The 15,273-nt window shown below is 65.1% G+C and carries 14 protein-coding genes; 8 read left to right on the top strand and 6 right to left on the bottom strand.

Annotated elements, in window-relative coordinates; all coding sequences use genetic code 11:
• From ACTIAO_RS06770 to sufB, 5 genes are read right to left on the bottom strand one after another with little or no spacing between them, the layout of a single operon-like run.
• On the bottom strand, nucleotides 1-330 hold the full coding sequence (locus ACTIAO_RS06770; RefSeq protein ID WP_441905518.1) for a metal-sulfur cluster assembly factor: 330 nt from the start codon (nucleotides 328-330) through the stop codon (nucleotides 1-3).
• 9 nt (nucleotides 331-339) lie between these two features.
• The gene (gene sufC, locus ACTIAO_RS06765; RefSeq protein WP_441905517.1) at nucleotides 340-1,110 is read right to left on the bottom strand and encodes a Fe-S cluster assembly ATPase SufC; all 771 of its coding nucleotides are present in this window, start codon (nucleotides 1,108-1,110) and stop codon (nucleotides 340-342) included.
• A gap of 1 nt (nucleotide 1,111) precedes the next feature.
• Nucleotides 1,112-1,438 (bottom strand): non-heme iron oxygenase ferredoxin subunit, encoded by a 327-nt coding sequence (locus tag ACTIAO_RS06760; protein ID WP_441905516.1) that lies wholly within the window; start codon nucleotides 1,436-1,438, stop codon nucleotides 1,112-1,114.
• Nucleotides 1,435-2,640 (bottom strand): Fe-S cluster assembly protein SufD, encoded by a 1,206-nt coding sequence (sufD, locus tag ACTIAO_RS06755; protein WP_441905515.1) that lies wholly within the window; start codon nucleotides 2,638-2,640, stop codon nucleotides 1,435-1,437. Before sufD ends, ACTIAO_RS06760 begins: the two co-directional genes overlap by 4 nt.
• Nucleotides 2,641-4,059: a Fe-S cluster assembly protein SufB gene (gene sufB / locus ACTIAO_RS06750; RefSeq protein ID WP_441905514.1), complete on the bottom strand. Its 1,419-nt coding sequence runs from the start codon at nucleotides 4,057-4,059 to the stop codon at nucleotides 2,641-2,643.
• A 229-nt stretch (nucleotides 4,060-4,288) separates the two neighbouring features.
• On the opposite strand from sufB, the gene ACTIAO_RS06745 reads away from it, so the two are divergent.
• The gene (locus tag ACTIAO_RS06745; protein WP_441905513.1) at nucleotides 4,289-5,434 is read left to right on the top strand and encodes a COX15/CtaA family protein; all 1,146 of its coding nucleotides are present in this window, start codon (nucleotides 4,289-4,291) and stop codon (nucleotides 5,432-5,434) included.
• Nucleotides 5,435-5,479: 45 nt separating this feature from the next.
• Nucleotides 5,480-5,935 carry a hypothetical protein gene (locus ACTIAO_RS06740; RefSeq protein WP_441905512.1) on the top strand — a complete coding sequence of 152 codons (456 nt, stop codon included), beginning with the start codon at nucleotides 5,480-5,482 and terminating at the stop codon, nucleotides 5,933-5,935.
• Here the strand turns inward: ACTIAO_RS06740 and ACTIAO_RS06735 are convergent.
• Entirely contained in the window at nucleotides 5,881-6,813 is a 933-nt protein-coding gene (locus ACTIAO_RS06735; protein ID WP_441905572.1) for a heme o synthase, read from the bottom strand. The genes ACTIAO_RS06740 and ACTIAO_RS06735 overlap by 55 nt on opposite strands.
• A gap of 193 nt (nucleotides 6,814-7,006) precedes the next feature.
• Here ACTIAO_RS06735 and tkt point away from each other — a divergent pair, with 193 nt between their 5' ends.
• The 6 genes from tkt to pgl are packed head-to-tail and all read left to right on the top strand — an operon-like array spanning nucleotide 7,007 to nucleotide 15,135.
• The gene (gene tkt / locus ACTIAO_RS06730; RefSeq protein ID WP_441905511.1) at nucleotides 7,007-9,109 is read left to right on the top strand and encodes a transketolase; all 2,103 of its coding nucleotides are present in this window, start codon (nucleotides 7,007-7,009) and stop codon (nucleotides 9,107-9,109) included.
• The gene (gene tal, locus ACTIAO_RS06725; protein ID WP_441905510.1) at nucleotides 9,106-10,218 is read left to right on the top strand and encodes a transaldolase; all 1,113 of its coding nucleotides are present in this window, start codon (nucleotides 9,106-9,108) and stop codon (nucleotides 10,216-10,218) included. The genes tkt and tal overlap by 4 nt, the downstream gene beginning before the upstream one ends.
• The gene (locus tag ACTIAO_RS06720) at nucleotides 10,215-11,822 is read left to right on the top strand and encodes a glucose-6-phosphate isomerase (protein WP_441905509.1); all 1,608 of its coding nucleotides are present in this window, start codon (nucleotides 10,215-10,217) and stop codon (nucleotides 11,820-11,822) included. The genes tal and ACTIAO_RS06720 overlap by 4 nt, the downstream gene beginning before the upstream one ends.
• A gap of 48 nt (nucleotides 11,823-11,870) precedes the next feature.
• Nucleotides 11,871-13,418, top strand: a complete 1,548-nt coding sequence (gene zwf / locus ACTIAO_RS06715) for a glucose-6-phosphate dehydrogenase (RefSeq protein WP_441905508.1) — start codon at nucleotides 11,871-11,873, stop codon at nucleotides 13,416-13,418.
• Nucleotides 13,415-14,350, top strand: a complete 936-nt coding sequence (locus tag ACTIAO_RS06710) for a glucose-6-phosphate dehydrogenase assembly protein OpcA (protein ID WP_441905507.1) — start codon at nucleotides 13,415-13,417, stop codon at nucleotides 14,348-14,350. The genes zwf and ACTIAO_RS06710 overlap by 4 nt, the downstream gene beginning before the upstream one ends.
• 5 nt (nucleotides 14,351-14,355) lie before the next feature.
• Nucleotides 14,356-15,135, top strand: coding sequence for a 6-phosphogluconolactonase (pgl, locus tag ACTIAO_RS06705; protein WP_441905506.1), 780 nt, complete (start codon nucleotides 14,356-14,358; stop codon nucleotides 15,133-15,135).
• Nucleotides 15,136-15,273: the final 138 nt, after the last annotated feature.

The raw sequence follows: 15,273 nt of genomic DNA, 5'->3' as shown, positions 1-15,273 counted from the left end.
TCAGATGGCGAAACCGAGCGCGCGCATCATGTCGCGCCCGTCATCGGTGATCTTCTCGGGCCCCCACGGCGGCATCCACACCCAGTTGATGCGGAACCGATCGACGACCGTGTCCAGCGCCTCGGCCGTCTGCTCTTCGAGCACATCGGTCAGCGGGCAGCCGGCGCTGGTCAGCGTCATGTGGATCACGAGAGCATCGTTCTCATCGTCCCAGGCGAGATCGTAGATGAGACCGAGGTCAACGACGTTGATCCCGAGCTCGGGATCCATCACGTCCTTGAGGGCCTCGGTGACCTCTTCGAACTTCTCGGGGGCAAGCGTCGCGCTCATGGTCCCAGCCTACGCTTCGATCGGAGCGGCGGGGTCGAGGAAGCGGTCGTAGCCCTCTTCCTCGAGGCGGTCGGCGAGCTCGGGGCCGCCCTCTTCGACGATCTTTCCCGCGACGATGACGTGCACGTAGTCGGGACGGATGTAGCGGAGGATGCGCGTGTAGTGCGTGATCAGCAGCACGCCGAGGCCGGTCGATTCCTTGGCGCGGTTGACGCCCTCGGAGACGATCTTCAGTGCATCGACGTCAAGACCGGAGTCGGTCTCGTCGAGGATCGCGAACTTCGGCTTGAGGACCTCGAGCTGGAGAATCTCGTGGCGCTTCTTCTCGCCGCCCGAGAAGCCCTCGTTGACGTTGCGCTGCGCGAACTTGGGGTCCATGCGCAGGTTCGTCATGGCGGACTTGACGTCCTTCGTCCAGGAGCGGATCGAGGGTGCTTCACCGTCGAGCGCGGTCTTGGCCGTGCGCAGGAAGTTCGTGACGGTCACACCGGGGATCTCCACCGGGTACTGCATCGCGAGGAACAGCCCCGCGCGGGCACGCTCGTCGACGGTCATCGCCAGGACATCTTCACCATCGAAGGTGATCGTGCCACCGGTGACGGTGTACTTCGGGTGCCCGGCGATCGTGTACGCAAGGGTGGACTTGCCGGAGCCGTTGGGCCCCATGATGGCGTGAGTCTCACCGGTCTTCATGGTGAGGGTGATCCCGTTGAGGATCGGGCTGGCACCTGCATCGGTCTCAACCGAGACATGCAGGTCACGGATTTCAAGAACAGACATTTCAGACTTCCTTCGTCACAGTCGGATCAATGAGCACGTCGTCGCCGTCGATCGTGACGACATAGACCGGGACGGGCTCATAAGCGGGGAGATTCTGGGGCACACCGGTGCGCAGCGAGAACCGCGATCCATGGGCCCAGCATTCGAGCGTTTCGCCTTCGACGAATCCCTCGGAGAGCGAGATCTCGCCGTGCGTGCACACGTCGCCGATCGCATGGATCTCGTCATTCGAATCGCGCACGATCGCCATCGGCACACCGTCGAGTTCAACGCGCAGCGGAGCGTCCTGCTCGAGCTCGCTGGCGCTGCAGGCTCGCTGTGCGGTCATGCGGTCACCGCCGTCAGCTCGGTGTCGATGGCTGCGAGCAGCTCTTCTTCCAGAGCGGGGATGCCGAGGCGCTGCACGACATCGCTGAGGAAGCCGAGCACAACCAGGCGCCGGGCCTCTTCTTCATCGATACCGCGAGCCTGCAGGTAGAACAGCTGCTCGTCATCGAAGCGACCGGTCGCGCTGGCGTGACCTGCACCGAGGATGTCACCGGTCTTGATCTCGAGGTTCGGGATCGAGTCGGCGCGTGCGCCCTCGGTGAGTACCAGGTTGCGGTTCGCCTCGTACGAGTCGGTGCCCGTGGCGTCGGCTCCGATGAGGACGTCGCCGATCCAGACGCTGTGCGCCTTCTCACCCTGCAGCGCGCCCTTGTAGAGGACATCGCCGATCGTGTGAGCACCCTTGTGGTGCAGGTATACCTGGCTCTCGAGATGCTGACCGGCATCGGCGTAGGACAGCCCGTACATGCGGCCCTCGGACCCTGTGCCGGAGAGCTCGAGGTTCGGGTTCACCCGAACGATGCCCCCGCCGAAGCTGATCACGAAGTGCTTGAGCAGAGCATCCTTGTCGACGCGCGCCTGGTGCGATGCCGCATGGACGGCGTCGTCGTCCCAGCGCTGCACGGAGATCACCGTGAGACGCGAGCCGGGGCGGGCCAGGATTTCGACGTTCTGGGCGTACTGCGCCGAACCGCGGTGGCGCAGCACGACAGTCGCCGAGCTGTTCTCCAGCGCCTCGATGACGATGTGCGCGTCGGCACGCTTCTCGGCGCCCTGACCGGTGATCGTGATGAAGACCGGCTCTGCCACTTCTTCATCCCGGGGGATGCGCACGTGCATGCCGGCATCCGTTCCCTGCCACGCGACGGCCGAGATGATGTCCTCCGGAACGAAGAATTCGCCCCGTGGCGTGTCGCCGGCCGCGAGCGTGCCGGTGGCGAACTGCGCGCCGCTGGAGATCTCGTAGGTGACGCCGTCGTTCTCGGTCGCCGTCGTGAACATCCCGGTGAGCTGTGCAACAGGAGTGTGCTTCCAGTTGACTTCACGACCGGTGGGTACGCCGAAGTCCTCCGGATCGAACGAGCGCGGGCGCTCGGAACGAGTCTGCACGGGGACGAATCCCGCGTCTGCCACCTGAGCGGCTGGGTCGATGTGCGCGTTCGTATCCTGCGCCTCTGCGGGCGCGGTAACCTGGGCCGCCATTTAGCCGACCGATCCTTCCATGCCCATCTCGATGAGCTTGTTCAATTCCATGGCGTATTCCATCGGCAGCTCGCGCGCGATCGGTTCGATGAACCCGCGTACGATCATCGCCATCGCCTCGGTCTCTTCCATTCCGCGCGACTGCAGATAGAACAGCTGCTCTGCGCTGACCTTGGAGACCGTCGCCTCGTGTCCGAGCTGCACATCGTCGACGCGGATGTCGATCGAGGGATAGGTGTCGGAGCGCGAGTGCGTATCGACCAGGAGTGCGTCGCAGACCACGGAGTTCGCGGAGTGATGAGCGCCAGGATCGACGCGGACCTCGCCGCGGTAACCGGAACGGCCGCCGCCGCGCGCAATCGACTTCGAGACGATCGAGGACTGCGTGTACGGCGCCATGTGGACCATCTTCGCGCCGGCGTCCTGGTGCTGACCGGGACCGGCGAAGGCGACGGAGAGAGTCTCGCCCTTGGCATGCTCGCCCATCAGGTAGATCGACGGGTACTTCATCGTCACCTTCGAGCCGATGTTGCCATCGACCCATTCCATCGTCGCGCCCTCGTGGGCGACAGCGCGCTTGGTGACGAGGTTGTAGACGTTGTTCGACCAGTTCTGGATCGTCGTGTACCGAACGCGTGCGTTCTTCTTCACGATGATCTCGACGACGGCCGAGTGCAGCGAGTCCGACTTGTAGATCGGGGCGGTGCAGCCCTCGATGTAGTGGACGTAGCTGTCTTCATCAGCGATGATCAGGGTCCGCTCGAACTGGCCCATGTTCTCGGTGTTGATCCGGAAGTACGCCTGCAGCGGGATCTCGACGTGGACGCCCTTGGGCACGTAGACGAAGGAGCCACCTGACCAGACAGCCGTGTTGAGCGCCGCGAACTTGTTGTCTCCGGACGGGATCACCGTGCCGAAGTACTCTTCGAAGAATTCCGGGTGCTCGCGCAGCGCGGTGTCGGTGTCCATGAAGATGACGCCCTGCTCCTCCAGGTCCTCGCGGATCTGGTGGTAGACGACCTCGGACTCGTACTGCGCGGCGACGCCGGCGACGAGGCGCTGGCGCTCAGCCTCGGGGATGCCGAGCTTCTCGTAGGTGTCGCGGATCTCAGCCGGAAGATCTTCCCAGGACTGCGCCTGCTTCTCGGTGGATCGCACGAAGTATTTGATGTTGTCGAAGTCGATCTCGCTGAGGTCTGCACCCCAGGTCGGCATCGGCTTGCGTCCGAACAGCTGCAGCCCCTTCAGACGGGTCTTCAGCATCCATTCGGGTTCGTTCTTCAGGCCGGAGATGCCACGGACGACGTCCTCGGAGAGGCCTCGCTTCGCGAGGGCTCCTGCTGCGTCTTCATCGTGCCAGCCAAATTCGTACACCCCCAGACTGTCGAGTTCCGGGCGGTCGATCAGCACTTCCGACATCACACTCTCCTAGTTGGGCCGCAACGGTATCAGCCGCCCCGACACGCCGTGTCCCCGTCGAGTAGTCGAGGTGGGTGCCGCTGGTGGGCCTCATCACAGACGCATTCCATCGCGCCTAAACTGTTGGTGATGCATCTCGCTCAGAGCGCATGCATCGCAACAATCCGATTCTACAGGTTCACCCTGACTTCCGGGCCGTGTCCGGTGTCCAGCGTGAACCGGAGGCCGCATGCCTGAAACGATCACGCCCGCCCAGACCACTCCCCGCTCCGGGTTCTGGAGCTGGTGGCCCACCAGCATCGGGCGGCCCATTCGCGTACTCGCCTGGCTCTCGTTCCTCTCCGAAGTAATCATCATCGGCACCGGCGGGGCTGTCCGTCTAACCGGATCGGGTCTCGGTTGCTCCGAATGGCCGCTGTGCACGCCCGAGTCGCTCGTGCCGACCGCTGAACAGGGCATCCACGGGATCATCGAGTTCGGCAACCGTACGATGACCGGCCTGGTTGGCGTGCTCGCCATCGCCGTCCTTCTGCTCACGCTGCACGTGTTGGGCGGGCGGCGCTCACTCAAGGCCGCGCTGTGGTTCGCCCTTGGCGGTATCGGCGCCGGCGTCCTCTGCTACGCCGTCGCGTCGATGTTCGGCATTCCCGCGTTCCCCTTCTTCTCACTGGGTCTGCTCCTGGTGACCATCGCAGGCTGCGTGTACTCGCTGCGCATCACACCGCAGCGCCGTGATCTCAGCACACTCGCCTGGATCGTGCTGATCGGGGTCGTGGCACAAGCCTTCGTCGGCGGCATCACGGTGCTGACCGGCCTGAACCCGTTCATCGTGGGCTTCCACTACGCGTCATCGTTGATCCTGGTGTGCGTGACCGCGGCGTTCCTCGTGCGGATGAAGGAGCCGGCTGGCGCCCGCGTTCGCGTCGTCCCCCGCTGGTTCGCTGTTCTGTCCCACGTGACCGGCCTGGCACTGGCCGTGACGATCTTCTTCGGCGTTCTCACGACGGGTTCCGGCCCGCACTCAGGCGATGCCAACGTCATCCGCGACGGATTCGATGCCACAGTGCTCGCGCACGTGCACTCCTGGCCCGGATACATCCTCGCGGCGCTGGTGGTGGCGCTTCTCATCTCGGCGTGGGTGCTCCGTCTGGAGCCGCGGCACTGGCTGCTCGTTCTCACCATTGCGGTCGGAGCGCAGGTCGCTGTGGGCGTCTGGCAGGCGCGAGAAGGCCTGCCGGAGCTCCTCGTCGGCATCCACATGGTCCTGGCATCGCTGACGGCTGCGGCATACACGGTCGCGGTGCTCAGGATGAAGAAGCCCGTCGCTGACACCCTGTCCCCAGCGACAGAGAGCCCGTACTCAGCGCGCGCATAGCGCGCTCATCACGCCCGCATCAGAACGTTGTGGATGCTGGCACGCATGAAGAACACGTCACTCATGCGCAGCATCCCGTACTGGTTGCTCCTGGTCCTATCCCTCGTCGCTGTCGCCGTCGGCGGCTGGCTCGTGGTGGATAACACCGCCACGATGCAGACGACCCTGCTCGATGGCACGGCAACCAACATCGAGGTCTACGTCGGCCAGGCGTGGATCACGGCAGGCGCGGCTGTTCTCGCCGCGGGCATCCTCGGAGTGCTGATCACCCTCGGCATCGCTGCAGCGAAGACTCTTGTGCCATCGAGCACCCCTGTCGTCGTCGAGGAAATCGACTGGACCGCGGAGGACGAATCGTCAGTCGATTCGGCCCCTGAGCGTGCTGACTCGGCCCCTGAGCCTGCCGATTCGGACCCTGAGCCTGTCGAAGGGTCGGAACTCGAGGATCAGAACGGCAGCAGCGGATCGATCGCGACCGCGACGAAGATCAGCGTCAAGTAGCTGATCGATGCGTGGAATACACGCATCGGACGCGGATTCGAGCCTCGCACCGCCTGGTTGTACAGGCGGTGCGACTCGTAGATGAACCAGCCACCCAGCACCAGAGCGGATGCCGTGTACACCAGGCCCATGTTCGCAACCGGGATCAGAAGCAGCGAGCACGCCACCGTCGCCCACGCGTACAGGATCACCTGGAGCCCGACCTGCGAAGCGTTGCGCGTGACGCCGAGCATCGGCACGTCAGCGTCGGAGTAGTCGTCGCGGTACTTCATCGACAGCGGCCAGTAGTGCGCCGGCGTCCACAGGAAGATCAGTACGAACAGAACGATCGCCGGCCATGCCACGTCACCCGTGACCGCGGACCAGCCGATGACCACCGGGAAGCAGCCAGCGATACCGCCCCAGATGATGTTCTGCTCGGTACGACGCTTGAGGATCAGCGTGTAGATCACGACGTAGAAGAAAATGGCGGCGACCGAAAGAGTCGCGGTCAGCCAGTTCGTGGTTGCCAGCAGCCAGACGGTGGATGCCACCGCGAGAACCCACGAGAAGATCAGCCCGGCGCGCGGCGAGATCTCACCGGTGACGAGCGGACGGTTCTCGGTGCGATGCATGTGCGCATCCATGTCGCGATCGATGTACATGTTGAACGATGCTGCGGATCCCGCACTCATCGCTCCGCCGATCACAGTGGCGAGCACCAGCCAGAGATTCGGCATGCCACCCTGTGCGAGGAACATCACGGGGACGGTGGAGACGAGAAGGAGCTCCATCACGCGCGGTTTGGTCAGCGTGACATAGGCCTTGATCGTGCGGCCAATCGGCCGTTTCACCGCCGTCTTCTCGGACGTGGTCGAGATATCGATCGCCTCCTCCATGCGCACTGCGACAACCTCTTCAGTCTAGTGCAGAGCATATGAATGCCCGGCCGTCCAACAACGAAATGTCGTATCGGCGTTCTCGACACGACGCTAAGCTGAAACTCACTCGCGCGCCCGGCGCTGTGCACTTGTCCGTGACGATGCGGAGTCGCTATGGAATTGGGCGCCCTCGTAAGTTGTTGGAAAGGGCATGACCGTGACCGAACTGCAGTGGGATGAGACCGATCGACGTGCGGTGGATACCGCACGAATTCTGGCGGCGGACGCCGTCGAGAAGGTCGGTAACGGTCACCCGGGAACAGCGATGAGCCTCGCGCCCGCCGCGTACCTGTTGTATCAGCGCGTGATGCGCCACGACCCGGCAGACACCGATTGGCTCGGCCGCGACCGATTCATCCTCTCTGTGGGCCACTCGTCGCTCACGCAGTACGTGCAGCTGTACCTGGGTGGTTTCGGACTCGAACTCGATGATCTGAAGTCGCTGCGCACGTGGGGTTCGAAGACGCCGGGTCACCCCGAATACGGCCACACCAAGGGTGTGGAGATCACGACCGGTCCGCTCGGCCAGGGTCTCTCCTCGGCTGTGGGCTTCGCGTACGCCGCACGCTACGAGCGCGGCCTGTTCGATCCGGATGCCGCCGCAGGCACCAGTCCGTTCGATCACTTCATTTACACCATCGCCGGTGACGGCGACCTGCAGGAGGGCGTGACCAGCGAAGCATCCTCGCTCGCCGGCCACCAGCAGCTCGGCAACCTGATCGCGATCTACGACTCGAACCAGATCTCGATCGAGGACGACACGAACGTCGCTTTCACCGAAGACGTCGCGAAGCGCTACGAGGCTTACGGCTGGCACGTCCAGACCGTCGACTGGAAGAAGACCGGTCAGTACGTCGAGGACGTTGCAGAGCTGAACGCCGCGATCGACGCCGCCAAGGGCGAGACGGACAAGCCCTCGCTCATCATCCTTAAGACGATCATCGGCTGGCCCTCCCCCGGCAAGCAGAACTCCGGCAAGATCCACGGCTCAGCCCTGGGTGCTGACGAGCTCGCCGCGACGAAGAAGGTTCTCGACTTCGACCCGGAGCAGAGCTTCGTCGTCGCCGATGACGTCCTCGCCCGCACCCGTTCCCTCGCCGACCGCGCGGCCGAGGAGCGCGCTGCCTGGCAGAAGTCGTTCGATGCGTGGGCTGCGGCCAACCCGGAGCGAAAGGCACTGCTGGACCGTGTCGAAGCACACGAGCTGCCTGCCGACATCGCCTCCGCACTTCCCGCGTTCGAAGCGGGCAAGGACGTCTCGACCCGCGCGGCCTCCGGCCAGGTCATCAATGCCCTCGCCGCTGAGCTCCCCGAGCTGTGGGGCGGCTCCGCTGACCTCGCCGAGTCGAACCTCACGACGATCAAGAACGCCCCTTCGTTCATCCCGGCCGAGTGGTCGACCCACGAGTGGTCCGGCAACCCGTACGGACGGGTGCTGCACTTCGGCATCCGTGAGCACGCGATGGGCGCGATCGTCAACGGCATCGTCCTGCACGGTCCCACCCGCGCATTCGGCGGTACGTTCCTCATCTTCAGCGACTACATGCGCCCCGCTGTGCGTCTGGCTGCTCTCATGAACATCCCGAGCATCTACGTGTGGACTCACGACTCCGTAGCGCTCGGTGAAGACGGCCCGACCCACCAGCCGATCGAGCAGCTCGCGGCACTCCGTGCGATCCCGAACTTCACGGTGGTGCGCCCGGCCGACGCCAACGAGACCTCGGTCGTATGGCTCGAGATGCTCCGCCGCCACGCTGGCCCCGCAGGCATCGCCCTGACGCGTCAGAACACCCCAGTGTTCGCACGCGGTGAAGGCGAAGCATCCGGTAACGACTTCGCGTCTGCAGACAACGCGACCAAGGGTGCGTACGTACTCGCTGAACCCGCGAACGGGACGCCGGACGTCATCCTCATCGCCACCGGATCCGAGGTGCAGCTCGCCGTCGATGCACGCGCGGCACTCGCCGAGGAAGGCGTGAACGCCCGTGTCGTGTCCGCTCCGTCTTTGGAGTGGTTCGACGAGCAGGATGCTGCCTACCGCGAGTCGGTGCTGCCGAAGGCCGTTACCGCCCGTGTCTCGGTCGAGGCGGGTTCCGCACTCACCTGGCGCGGCATCGTCGGCGACAAGGGACGTTCGGTCGCTATCGATCACTTCGGCGCTTCCGCCGACTACAAGACCCTGTTCCAGAAGTTCGGTATCACCACCGAAGCCGTCATTGAGGCGGCACGCGAGACCATCAAGGAGAACGCATGAGCACCCCCACCTCCGACCTTCACGACGCCGGCGTCAGCATCTGGCTGGATGATCTGTCCCGCACGCGCATCGACTCCGGCAACCTCGCCGAGCTGATCCAGTCCCGCAACATCACGGGTGTCACGACGAACCCGACGATCTTCGCGAACGCGATCACGGACAAGAGCAACACCTCGTACGACGCTCAGGTCGCCGAGCTCGCAGCGTCCGGCGCAAGCGCCGAGGAGGCGGTGTTCGCCGCCACCACGCAGGACGTCGGCGCAGCACTCGATGTCTTCCGCCCTGTTTGGGAAGCCTCCGGCCACGTCGACGGCCGCGTCTCGATCGAGGTCTCCCCCGACCTCGCCCACGACACCGCCGGAACCGTCGCGCAGGCGAAGCAGCTGTGGGCGAAGATCGACCGCCCGAACCTGCTCGTGAAGATCCCCGCCACCAAGGCCGGTCTTCCCGCCATCGCCGAAGCGATCGGCGCAGGCATCAGCGTCAATGTCACGCTGATCTTCAGCCTGGAGCGTTACGCCGAGGTCATCGACGCCTACTTGACCGGTCTCGAGACCGCGAAGGCTGCGGGCATCGACCTGTCCACGATCGAATCCGTCGCTTCGTTCTTCGTCTCACGCGTTGACACGGAGACCGACAAGCGTCTGGAAGCCATCGGCGGCAACGAGGCACTCGCGCTCAAGAGCAAGGCCGGCCTCGCCAACGCGCGTCTGGCCTATGAGCTGTTCGAGAAGACCTTCGCGGGCGACCGCGCCAAGGCGCTTCTGGATGCCGGTGCCCACCTGCAGCGTCCGCTCTGGGCATCGACCGGTGTCAAGGACCCGGCTCTCCCCGACACGCTGTACGTGACCGAACTCGTCGCTCAGGGAGTCGTGAACACGATGCCCGAGAAGACGCTCGAGGCCACATTCGACCACGGTGTCATCACGGGTGACACGATCACGGGCGGCTACGAAGAGGCCCGTGCGGTCTTCGCAGGACTCGAGAAGGTCGGTATCGACTTCGCCGATGTCACCCAGGTGCTCGAGGACGAGGGAGTCACGAAGTTCATCGACTCCTGGCACGATCTGCTCACCCAGGTCGCCGAAGGACTCAAGGCCCAGCGATGACGTTCTCGATCCACGACTCGGGCGCGGCGAAGGCTGCGATCGATGAAGTCGTCCCGCGTCTGGTCGGAGATCTCGTCGCCTCGCGCATCACCGCGTTCGACTCCGCGCTGTGGGGCCCGGCTGCCGAAGAGGAAGCCGCCAAGCGTCTGGGGTGGGTGGAGGCCGTATCGGTCTCCCGCCCGCTCGTCGGAGAGATCATCGCTCTGCGCGACGAACTGCACGCGAAGGGCGTGCATCACGTCGTGCTCGCCGGGATGGGCGGGTCCTCCCTCGCCCCCGAAGTCATCGCGCAGACCGAGGGCGCCCCGCTGACGATCCTGGATTCGACGGCGCCCGGGCAGGTGCTTGCTGCGCTGGACGACAATCTCGCGGCAACCGTGCTCGTCGTGTCGTCGAAGTCGGGGTCGACCGTGGAGACCGACTCGCAGCGCCGCACGTTCGAGGCGGCGTTCCGGGACATCGGAGTCGACCCTGCCGAACGGATCGTCGTCGTGACCGATCCCGGTTCTCCCCTGGACTCGTCTGCTCGCGAAGCGGGCTACCGCGTCTTCAACGCCGACCCGAACGTCGGTGGTCGCTATTCAGCGCTGACCGCCTTCGGGCTGGTGCCTTCTGGTCTTGCCGGCGTCGATATCTCGGAGCTTCTGGACGAGGCCGAGGCGACGATTCTCCAGGTCGCCGTCGATCGCGCCGATAACCCCGCGCTGCGTCTGGGGGCTGCGATCGCGGCCACGAGCCCCCGACGAGACAAGCTCGGGCTGATCACCGATGGCACGCACATGGTCGGTCTCCCGAACTGGATCGAGCAGCTCGTCGCCGAGTCGACGGGAAAGAACGGCACCGGCATCCTGCCCGTCGTCCTCCTGCCGGTCTCGCCTGAGCTCGACACGCTGCCGGCCGATCTGCAGATCGTGCGCCTGGTCGACGATGCGAACGAGTTCCACCTGCGCGAGCATCACCAGGGCGAAATCCTCATCAGCGGGTCGCTGGGTGCGAGCTTCGTGGTGTGGGAGTACGCCACCGCGATCGCGGGGCTCCTGCTCGAGATCAATCCTTTCGATCAGCCGGATGTCGAGTCGGCCAAGGTAGCCACCCGAGGCCTGCTCGATGCGCGACCGGCACCGACCGCGCCCGCGTTCGTTCAGGACGGCATTGAAGTCCGCGTCTCGGATGCCGCTCTCGCCGAGTCCGGCAACATCGAAGCGGTGATGGATGCGCTGTGGGCGCAGCTGCCCGAAGACGGTTATGTGTCGATCCAGGCATATGTGAACCGTCTGGATCTCTCGCAGCTCCAGGGGCTCCGTGAGCTCGTGGCAGCCGACTCCGGTCGGCCGACCACGTTCGGCTGGGGCCCGCGGTTCCTGCACTCGACAGGGCAGTACCACAAGGGTGGCCCCGCGCAGGGAGTGTTCCTGCAGATCCTCGAGCGCACGGAGGTGGATCTCGAGATCCCCGACCGCCCGTTCACCTTCGGCCAATTGATTCAGGCGCAGGCCGCCGGCGATGCCGCTGTCCTCGCAGAACACGGACGCCCCGTCGTGACCCTGACGATCACGGACGATTCGGCCGATGTCCTCACCCTGTTCGAAGCAGCCCAGAAGTAGTCCGAAACCCACTCAGACGCACGCCGTCAGTAGGAGATTTCCCCGCCGATGACCGTTTCCGTAACACGCGGCCACAACCCGTTGCGCGACCCCGATGACCGTCGCCTCAATCGCATCGCAGGTCCTAGTGCCCTGGTGATCTTCGGTGTGACCGGTGACCTCTCACGCAAAAAGCTCATGCCAGCCGTGTACGACCTCGCCAACCGTGGGCTGCTGCCTCCCGGCTTCGCCCTCGTCGGCTTTGCACGACGGGACTGGGAGGACCAGGACTTCGCGAAGGTCGTCTACGACGCGGTGAAGCAGCACTCGCGCACCGAGTTCCGTGAGGAGACCTGGCAGCAGCTGCTGCAGGGCATCCGATTCGTCTCGGGCGAGTTCGACAACCCGGAGTCGTTCGCGAAGCTGCGCGAGACCGTCGAGAAGCTCGACGTCGAACGCGGCACGATGGGCAATCACGCCTACTACCTGTCGATCCCGCCGAAGTCGTTCCCGTTGGTCGCGAAGCAGCTCAAGGAGTCCGGCCTGGTCGGCGAGGACCGCGGTGACGATCAGTGGCGTCGCGTCGTGATCGAGAAGCCCTTCGGCAACGACCTGGAGTCAGCTCGTGCGCTGAACGAGGCTCTGGAGGTGGCATTCCCCGCCGACTCGATCTTCCGCATCGACCACTACCTCGGCAAGGAGACGGTGCAGAACATCCTCGCACTGCGCTTCGCCAACGCGCTGTACGAACCGATCTGGAACCGCAACTTCGTCGATCACGTGCAGATCACGATGGCTGAAGACATCGGCGTCGGCGGACGTGCCGGCTACTACGACGGCATCGGCGCTGCTCGCGACGTCATCCAGAACCACCTCCTGCAGCTGCTCGCTCTGACTGCCATGGAGGAGCCGATCAGCCTGTCTGCGGAGCACCTGCGTGCAGAGAAGGAGAAGGTCCTCGCCGCGGTAACGCTGCCCGAGGATCTCTCTCTGGCCACAGCCCGCGGGCAGTACGCCGGCGGCTGGCAGGGCGGTCAGCAGGTGGACGGCTTCCTCGAAGAGGACGGCATGAACCCTGAGTCGATCACCGAGACCTACGCGGCGATCAAACTCGAGATCGCCAACCGCCGCTGGGCCGGTGTGCCGTTCTACCTGCGCAGCGGAAAGCGGCTCGGCCGACGCGTCACAGAGATCGCCGTGGTCTTCGACCGCGCTCCCGAGCACCTGTTCGGACGCGGCAATGCCGCAGAGCTCGGTCAGAACGCCCTCGTCATCCGCGTGCAGCCCGATGAGGGCGTCACGATCCGTTTCGGCTCGAAGGTCCCCGGCCCCGGCACCAATGTGCGCGACGTGACGATGGACTTCGGTTACGGCCACGCCTTTACCGAGGCGAGCCCCGAAGCCTACGAGCGACTCATCCTGGATGTGCTCCTGGGAGACCCGCCACTGTTCCCCCGTCACGAGGAGGTCGAGCTCAGCTGGAAGATCCTCGATCCCGTCGAAAAATACTGGGCGACCGAAGGCGGTCCGCTGGAGCAGTACGCACCCGGTTCTTGGGGCCCGGCATCCGCCGATGCGCTCCTCACCCGTGACGGCCGAGTCTGGAGACGCCCGTGATCATCGACCTTCCCGATACGACAGTCAGCCAGGTCGCCAAGCAGCTCGTCAAGGTCCGCGAAGAGGGTGGCGCTGTCGCCCTCGGCCGTGTCCTCACACTCGTCATCTCGGCTCGCAATGGCGTTGCCGAGGCCGCGATCGATGCTGCGAATGATGCGTCCCGCGAGCATCCGATGCGCGTCATCGTGCTCACCACCGGTGAGGGCGAAGCGCGCCTGGACGCGCAGATCCGAATCGGCGGGGATGCCGGGGCGAGTGAAGTCGTCGTCCTGCAGGCATACGGTGCCGCCGCGAGCAATGAAGAGAGCCTGATCACCGGCCTGCTCCTCCCCGATGCCCCTGTCGTGGCGTGGTGGCCCGGCGAGGCTCCCGCGGATCCCGCTGCCTCACCACTCGGCCGCATCGCGCAGCGCCGCATCACGGACGCTGCGACCACACCCGACGTCCGCGATCGTCTGTCATTGCGCGGTCGGACGCACGCGCCCGGCGACACCGATCTGGCGTGGACCCGCCTGACCCACTGGCGTGAACAGCTGGCCGCCGTGCTCGACCAGCCGCCGTTCGAGACCGTGACAGCTGTCGACGTGCGCGGTGCTGCCGGTTCCCCCTCGACCGCACTGCTGGCCGCCTGGCTGCAGCTCGCACTCGATGTGCCGGTGCGCTGGTCCTATGAGGACCCGACGCAATGGTCGGAGGGCATCAAGTCCGTGCGTCTCACACGTGCCAGCGGCGACATTCTGCTCGAGCGACCAGAGCCGGCCATTGCGCTCCTCACTCAGCCCGATCAGCCCGACCACGATCTCGTGCTGCCACGGCGCACTCTCCGCGAGTGCCTCGCCGAGGAGCTGCGTCGTCTTGACCCCGATGTGCTCTACGGACGAGTGATCACCGAAGGTTGGAAGAAGCTGGGGCCGCCGGAGAAGGTAGCCTGAAACGCATGGAAGCAGCATCCGCCGAGAAGCTCGTCGTCATCGAGCCGACCCCGGTGGACCTCGCCGCTCGGGTTGCTGACCGATTCCTCGCCCGTGTGAAGGCGCGTACCCGCAATGGGCGCATCGCACATATCGCGCTCACGGGTGGATCGATGGGTGGTGCCGTGCTGCAGGCTGTCGCCGCTCACCCGAAGGTCGCCCAGATCGACTGGACCCTGGTGCACTTCTGGTGGGGAGACGAGCGGTTCGTCGCCCGCGTTGATGCGGATCGCAACGCTGTGCAGTCGCGCCGTGCGCTGCTGGACTATATCGCCGTTCCCGCCGAGAATGTGCACGAGGCTGCAGCCTCGGACAGCGGTCTCACACTTGATGAGGCTGCCGCGGCCTATGCGGCGGAGCTCGCGAGATTCGGTACGGCGGAAGAGCCCTGGCCGTCGTTCGCGGTGTGCTTCCTCGGCGTCGGCCCCGACGGACACATCGCGTCGCTGTTTCCCGACCGTATCGAGGTCACCGAAACGGATGCCGCGGTGCTTGCGGTACGTGATTCTCCGAAGCCGCCCGCGGAGCGGATCACGCTCACGCGCCCCGTCATCAACTCTTCCAAGCGTGTCTGGCTCGTGCTCACCGGAGCGGACAAGGCTTCGGCTCTCGGACTCGCTCTCGCGGGTGCGAGCTACACGAACGTTCCGGCAGCGGGTGCCAAGGGGCGCAAGCGCACCATCTTCTTCATCGATGAGGCGGCGGCATCCGAAGTCGCCGAGGACCTCATCGACCAGACCTACTGATCGCGGTCTTCTGCGATCCCCTGATCGCACCCACCGACGGTCCCCTGATCCCGATCTTCTGCGATCCCTGAGCCTGTCGAAGAGTCGCTCCCCCGCTTGATGCCGAGGTCCTGGCTGTCGCTGAGCACCTGCGGGTGG

Origin of the sequence: Microbacterium sp. (assembly GCF_052099035.1) — a bacterium.
GTDB lineage: Bacteria > Actinomycetota > Actinomycetes > Actinomycetales > Microbacteriaceae > Microbacterium.
The sequence above is the reverse complement of the archived record's forward strand: the minus strand, read 5'-3'. Positions and strand labels throughout refer to the sequence as shown.

Coding starts and splice junctions, on each gene's coding strand:
- ACTIAO_RS06770 (WP_441905518.1), bottom strand. CDS start 330: ATGAGCGCGACGCTTGCCCCCGAGAAGTTCGAAGAGGTCACCGAGGCC.
- sufC (WP_441905517.1), bottom strand. CDS start 1,110: ATGTCTGTTCTTGAAATCCGTGACCTGCATGTCTCGGTTGAGACCGAT.
- ACTIAO_RS06760 (WP_441905516.1), bottom strand. CDS start 1,438: ATGACCGCACAGCGAGCCTGCAGCGCCAGCGAGCTCGAGCAGGACGCT.
- sufD (WP_441905515.1), bottom strand. CDS start 2,640: ATGGCGGCCCAGGTTACCGCGCCCGCAGAGGCGCAGGATACGAACGCG.
- sufB (WP_441905514.1), bottom strand. CDS start 4,059: ATGTCGGAAGTGCTGATCGACCGCCCGGAACTCGACAGTCTGGGGGTG.
- ACTIAO_RS06745 (WP_441905513.1), top strand. CDS start 4,289: ATGCCTGAAACGATCACGCCCGCCCAGACCACTCCCCGCTCCGGGTTC.
- ACTIAO_RS06740 (WP_441905512.1), top strand. CDS start 5,480: ATGAAGAACACGTCACTCATGCGCAGCATCCCGTACTGGTTGCTCCTG.
- ACTIAO_RS06735 (WP_441905572.1), bottom strand. CDS start 6,813: ATGGAGGAGGCGATCGATATCTCGACCACGTCCGAGAAGACGGCGGTG.
- tkt (WP_441905511.1), top strand. CDS start 7,007: ATGACCGTGACCGAACTGCAGTGGGATGAGACCGATCGACGTGCGGTG.
- tal (WP_441905510.1), top strand. CDS start 9,106: ATGAGCACCCCCACCTCCGACCTTCACGACGCCGGCGTCAGCATCTGG.
- ACTIAO_RS06720 (WP_441905509.1), top strand. CDS start 10,215: ATGACGTTCTCGATCCACGACTCGGGCGCGGCGAAGGCTGCGATCGAT.
- zwf (WP_441905508.1), top strand. CDS start 11,871: ATGACCGTTTCCGTAACACGCGGCCACAACCCGTTGCGCGACCCCGAT.
- pgl (WP_441905506.1), top strand. CDS start 14,356: ATGGAAGCAGCATCCGCCGAGAAGCTCGTCGTCATCGAGCCGACCCCG.